The sequence below is a fragment of the Rahnella perminowiae genome (assembly GCF_019049695.1).
In the GTDB taxonomy this organism is placed as follows: Bacteria; Pseudomonadota; Gammaproteobacteria; order Enterobacterales; family Enterobacteriaceae; genus Rahnella; species Rahnella perminowiae.
The window spans coordinates 1-5,177 of record NZ_JAFMOT010000128.1 but is presented as its reverse complement, the minus strand read 5'-3'; the positions used below and the strand labels follow the sequence as shown (position 1 = coordinate 5,177).

Annotated in this window: 5 protein-coding genes, 4 tRNA genes and 1 rRNA gene; 2 read left to right on the top strand and 8 right to left on the bottom strand. The window is 46.4% G+C overall.

Annotated features, from left to right (window positions below; translation table 11 throughout):
- From J1781_RS00880 to J1781_RS00860, 5 genes are all read right to left on the bottom strand, one after another.
- Nucleotides 1–187 (bottom strand): GTP-binding protein (locus tag J1781_RS00880; RefSeq protein ID WP_238483025.1); only part of this gene is annotated, 187 nt, incomplete at its 3' end.
- Between the two features lie 108 nt (nucleotides 188–295).
- Nucleotides 296–371: transfer RNA gene (locus J1781_RS00875), tRNA-Thr, on the bottom strand.
- A gap of 7 nt (nucleotides 372–378) precedes the next feature.
- Nucleotides 379–453, bottom strand: a tRNA-Gly gene (locus J1781_RS00870).
- A gap of 131 nt (nucleotides 454–584) precedes the next feature.
- Nucleotides 585–669 (bottom strand) — tRNA-Tyr (locus tag J1781_RS00865).
- A gap of 20 nt (nucleotides 670–689) precedes the next feature.
- Nucleotides 690–765, bottom strand: a tRNA-Thr gene (locus tag J1781_RS00860).
- 385 nt (nucleotides 766–1,150) lie between these two features.
- Here J1781_RS00860 and J1781_RS00855 point away from each other — a divergent pair.
- Complete coding sequence (locus J1781_RS00855; RefSeq protein WP_217233071.1) at nucleotides 1,151–1,687, top strand: GNAT family N-acetyltransferase; 537 nt, start codon at nucleotides 1,151–1,153, stop codon at nucleotides 1,685–1,687.
- A 218-nt stretch (nucleotides 1,688–1,905) separates the two neighbouring features.
- Nucleotides 1,906–2,856 carry a type I pantothenate kinase gene (gene coaA / locus J1781_RS00850; RefSeq protein ID WP_129955683.1) on the top strand — a complete coding sequence of 317 codons (951 nt, stop codon included), beginning with the start codon at nucleotides 1,906–1,908 and terminating at the stop codon, nucleotides 2,854–2,856.
- 51 nt (nucleotides 2,857–2,907) lie between these two features.
- Here coaA and birA read toward each other — a convergent pair whose 3' ends face one another.
- The 3 genes from birA to rrf all read right to left on the bottom strand — a co-directional run.
- Nucleotides 2,908–3,867 (bottom strand): bifunctional biotin--[acetyl-CoA-carboxylase] ligase/biotin operon repressor BirA, encoded by a 960-nt coding sequence (gene birA, locus J1781_RS00845; protein ID WP_129955684.1) that lies wholly within the window; start codon nucleotides 3,865–3,867, stop codon nucleotides 2,908–2,910.
- Nucleotides 3,864–4,901: a UDP-N-acetylmuramate dehydrogenase gene (gene murB, locus J1781_RS00840; protein WP_129955685.1), complete on the bottom strand. Its 1,038-nt coding sequence runs from the start codon at nucleotides 4,899–4,901 to the stop codon at nucleotides 3,864–3,866. Before murB ends, birA begins: the two co-directional genes overlap by 4 nt.
- Nucleotides 4,902–5,088: 187 nt before the next feature.
- Nucleotides 5,089–5,177, bottom strand: a 5S ribosomal RNA gene (rrf, locus tag J1781_RS00835); the annotation flags it as partial.

The following is a 5,177-nucleotide window of genomic DNA, read 5'->3' as shown; positions in this document are numbered from 1 at the left end:
TGGTGATACCACGAGCTTTTTCTTCTGGTGCGTTATCGATCTGGTCGAATGCACGTGCAGAACCGCCGTAGGTTTTAGCCAGAACGGTAGTGATTGCTGCAGTCAGGGTAGTTTTACCGTGGTCAACATGGCCGATAGTACCAACGTTAACGTGCGGTTTGTTACGTTCAAATTTTTCTTTAGACATCGATTGTCCCTCTAAGACACGGTTAAATCGGTGGTATCACCACATCAACCAAGCATTTGCTTGACGAATTAGTTTACAGAAAGAAAATCAGGAGGGAGAATTTGGAAGTGGTGCTGATAGGCAGATTCGAACTGCCGACCTCACCCTTACCAAGGGTGCGCTCTACCAACTGAGCTATATCAGCACATACTTGGAGCGGGCAGTGGGAATCGAACCCACATCATCAGCTTGGAAGGCTGAGGTAATAGCCATTATACGATGCCCGCATCCTGGAACTCGGCTACCTGATTTTTCTGAAGAACTTCGAAGACGGGGAAAAGGACGTGAGACACTTAATTCCTCACCTTCACTTGAAACGACTCTATCATTTCAAGCTGCCTCATTGCTAAGGCTTGTATGGTGGTGGGGGAAGGATTCGAACCTTCGAAGTCGATGACGGCAGATTTACAGTCTGCTCCCTTTGGCCGCTCGGGAACCCCACCTAAATTGTTAAGTACTTGAATGGTGCCGGCACCAAGAGTCGAACTCGGGACCTACTGATTACAAGTCAGTTGCTCTACCAACTGAGCTATGCCGGCATCAAGTGCTGCGCATTCTATGGAGACTTTGCAGGGTATGCAACAAAAAAATTGCATGTTTTGCGTTATCGCTCATGTTTTATTCAAAAACTAAGCTTTTTCTCCTTTCCTGCTGTTTAAAGGGTCAAAATGTATTCAAAAACGTCATTTCTCCAGGCCCGTTCGCGATGGATACGCCCCCCTTACTTATACTTCATCCTCGCCAGAAATCCCTCGCAGCGCACTGCTGTTCGATTTATGCACTATAAATGTGCTTTTGCATCACAAATGTACATCCAGAGGCATTTCTTTGTCGGTCAGGCCTGATTCCCGAGCTATTTCTACTGGCGCAATATTTGCATATCTCCTTTCGAAGGCGAGTTTTATTATAGGAAGGAGTGCCGCAATGAAAATTGTCATGCTTAATGCCGCAACGCTACCGGTTTACAGAGAGGAACTCGCGCGACTATTGATTGACGCTAACAGGACAAATGCTTCTGTCGGTTTCCCCTGTGTCAACGGTCAAAGAGAGGCTGAGGACGCTTTTCAGGATTTATGCCCTGCTCTGAGTCAAAATGAACGATTGCTTTGGATCGCCAGGGATGAAAAAGGCGTCATTGGTACCGTCCAGCTTATCCTGGTCCATTCACCGGATTTACCTCATCAGGCCGAAGTAAGTACTCTGCTGGTCAGCGCTACAGCACGAAGACGTGGCGTGGGTCGTCTGTTACTACGTGCGCTGGAAAATACCGCACAGAACCTGCGCTGCACCATTTTGTCTTCAGATATGAAGTCAGGTTCAGACGCCGAAGCATTCTACAGAGCACAAGGGTATCGCTGCGCGCTCCTCAGGCAGGATTTCTCCCGTTACAGCAGAAAAAATGAAGTAGTCTATTACAAACAGTTATTACCTTTTACCAGCACATCTCAATCCATCTTTTAGCCTTGAAATTGTGCTGTGAGCATTTCACCGCACTTTCATAGGCTTTCCGCGCTTACATAACTTTCTCAAAAAATTTTAAACTCAATCAAAGAAATCGATAAGTTATAAGAAAAAGATCTCCCTCAAAAATTAAGGTGTCTATAATATGCTGCTGGTTTACTGTCTGGAGTTGGCGTGATCGCCTTTCCTGACCTGCGCTAACGGGCAGACTTTAACTTATGAAAAAAAGAGACCCATCTTTGGCAACTCCTTATCTGCAGTTCGATCGTGCGCAGTGGGCAGCCTTACGTGATTCAGTACCGCTTACGCTGAAAGAGGCAGAAGTGGTGAACCTGAAAGGCATAAACGAGGATTTATCCCTCGAGGAAGTTGCACAGATCTATTTGCCACTTTCACGCCTTCTCAATTTTTACATCAGTTCCAACCTGCGCCGACAAGCCGTGCTTGAGCAGTTCCTCGGTACAGATGGACAGAAAATTCCTTATGTCATTGGAATCGCCGGGAGTGTCGCAGTAGGTAAAAGTACGACAGCCCGCGTCCTCCAGGCATTATTAAGTCGTTGGCCCGAGCACCGTTCGGTAGAACTGATTACAACTGATGGTTTCCTCTATCCCAACAAGACGCTTCAGGAGCGTGGGATTATGAAGAAAAAAGGATTCCCTCAGTCTTATGATATGCACCAGCTGGTGAACTTTGTTTCAGAGGTTAAATCCGGTGCAAGGCATGTGACCGCGCCAGTCTATTCGCATCTGATCTACGATGTGATACCGGAGGGCAATAAAGTCATTGAGCAGCCAGATATTTTGATCCTTGAAGGGCTTAATGTCTTACAAAGCGGCATGGATTATCCTCATGATCCACATCATGTATTTGTTTCTGACTTTGTCGATTTCTCGATATACGTTGATGCCCCTGAAGAATTATTGCAAAGTTGGTATATTAATCGTTTCCTGAAATTCCGTCAGGGAGCATTCTCAGATCCTGATTCTTATTTCCATCATTATGCAAAACTTCCGGAAGAAGAAGCTGTGAACATTGCAACGCAGCTATGGAATGAGATTAATGGGTTGAATTTAAAAGAAAATATTCTTCCAACTCGTGAAAGAGCGAGCTTAATTCTGACGAAAAGCGCTAACCATGCGGTTGAAAGCGTCCGGTTGAGAAAATAAATATACTGAAATTAAAAAATAAAGGAGAGCACATGCCCTCCTTTATTTTAATCAGATACCCCGCAGTGAAATCTCACCACCGATATAAGGTTTAAGTACGCCATCCTGTTCGAGCAGCAAAGCCCCCTGAGGATCGATACCCCGCTCAATACCATGAATTTCCTGGTCACCGATGAGTAATTTAACCGGACGGTCGAGGAAATTATCTAAACCACGCCAGCGGGGAATAAATGGCGCTAATCCTTCCTGTTCGAAATGTAATAATGCTGACCTTAACTCTTTCAGCAACGTAGCTGTAAGTTCATTGCGGTCAATATTAACCCCCGCTTCCTGCAAATTTATCCAACCCTGATTAATGGCATCAGAAGCAGGTTCGCGCATTTTAAGGTTAATCCCCGCGCCAAGAACCAGCTGTGCTGCATCGCCGGTTTTACCTGTCAGTTCAACCAATATTCCGGCGAGCTTGCGATCATTAAGATAAAGATCATTGGGCCATTTCACGCGTACTGCTTCAGCACCAAGACGCTGAAGCACCTCAGCCATAACAATCCCAATGACCAGGCTGAGTCCCATTGCGGCGGCAGGTCCCTGTTCCAGTTTCCAGTACATTGACAGGTAAAGGTTACTGCCGAAAGGTGAGAACCACTTTCGCCCACGACGTCCCCGCCCGGCCTGCTGATATTCCGCAACACATGCGTCACCCGAGCTTAATTCTCCAATTCTGTCCAATAGATACTGATTGGTTGAATCAATAACAGACAGAACATCAACATGGCCCGTCGGGAGCAATGCGTGGATTTTTTCTGCGTCAAGCAACTCGATAGGGAACGGAAGGCTATAACCTTTGCCCGGCACCGTAAATATATCAACGCCCCAGTCACGTACCGTCTGGATATGCTTATTAATCGCTGCGCGGCTCATCCCCATGGCTGTACCTAACTGCTCACCGGAATGAAATTCACCATCAGCCAAAATGGAGATTAATTGCAGAGGAACGGTAATATCTTTCATGACAGCGCTCCCATTGCGTCCACTTCCCCTTTCGCGGCAATAAAACGAACCTCTGGTTCAAGCCAGATGCCAAATTTTGCTGCAACTGCATCACGTACATATTTAGCCAATGCGCGTATATCAGCACTGCTCGCGTGATCTTTATTAATCAACACTAACGCCTGTTTATCATGAACAGCTGCGCCACCAATGGCAAAACCTTTTAGACCGGCCTGTTCAACCAACCATCCTGCAGCCAGTTTTATTTGCCCATTGGCTTGCGGATAAGACGGCATAGAGGGATATTCGCTGCTGATTCTCTCTGCCACAGAAGCATCAACAGTAGGATTTTTGTAGAAACTCCCTGCATTGCCGGTAACGGTTGGGTCTGGTAATTTGCTCTGCCGCATCGCGCAGACTAAATCAAAGATCTGACGGGGAGTCACAGTCTCAGGATCTAAGCGAGTCAGATCCCCATAAGTAAGTTTCGGTTGCCATTGCTTTGTCAGCTTCAGGCCTACGGCAATAATGGCATACCCTTCTTTATAGGAATGTTTAAATATGCTTTCGCGATAACCGAACTGGCATTCATCGGATTGCAAGCGGATGACTTTTTCATTCTGAAGATCCAATACATCCACATAACCACAAATACTCTGCAGTTCGATACCATATGCACCTATGTTCTGAATAGGAGCAGAACCTACGCATCCGGGAATTAACGCAAGATTCTCCAGGCCGGGAATATCATGCTCTAATGCATAACAAACCAATTGATGCCAATTTTCCCCAGCCCCTATATGTAGCTGCCATTCCTCTGCGTTTTCAGTCAGTTCAATGCCTTTTATGCGATTTAGTGCCACTGACCCTGCAAAATTCTCCAGGAAAAGAACATTACTCCCTTCCCCTAAAAGTAAAAAAGGCTGCCCTTTTTTCTTCGCTGATTTCCATGCAACGATGAGTTGTTCAGCGCTCCGGACATGCGTGATTTCAGCAGCATAGGCCTCCAGAGAAAAAGTATTTAGGGATTGAAGAGAAGTGTCGCCATTCGACATAGCCATATTACTCATAAGTGACTTATTTGTGCTTAGTTTAACCGATCCGATACTCTGTTACGCAGAGTTTTATAAGATGGTACAGGGGCTTGCGGCCCGATAAGCAGAGCGTGTAGAGCTAAATACCCTAAATTCCCCATAGCGAAAAGCCCCGCACTTTCGTACGGGGCTTTTCGCTTTATTTGATGCCTGGCAGTTCCCTACTCTCGCATGGGGAGACCCCACACTACCATCGGCGCTACGGCGTTTCACTTCTGAGTTCGGCATGGGGTCAGG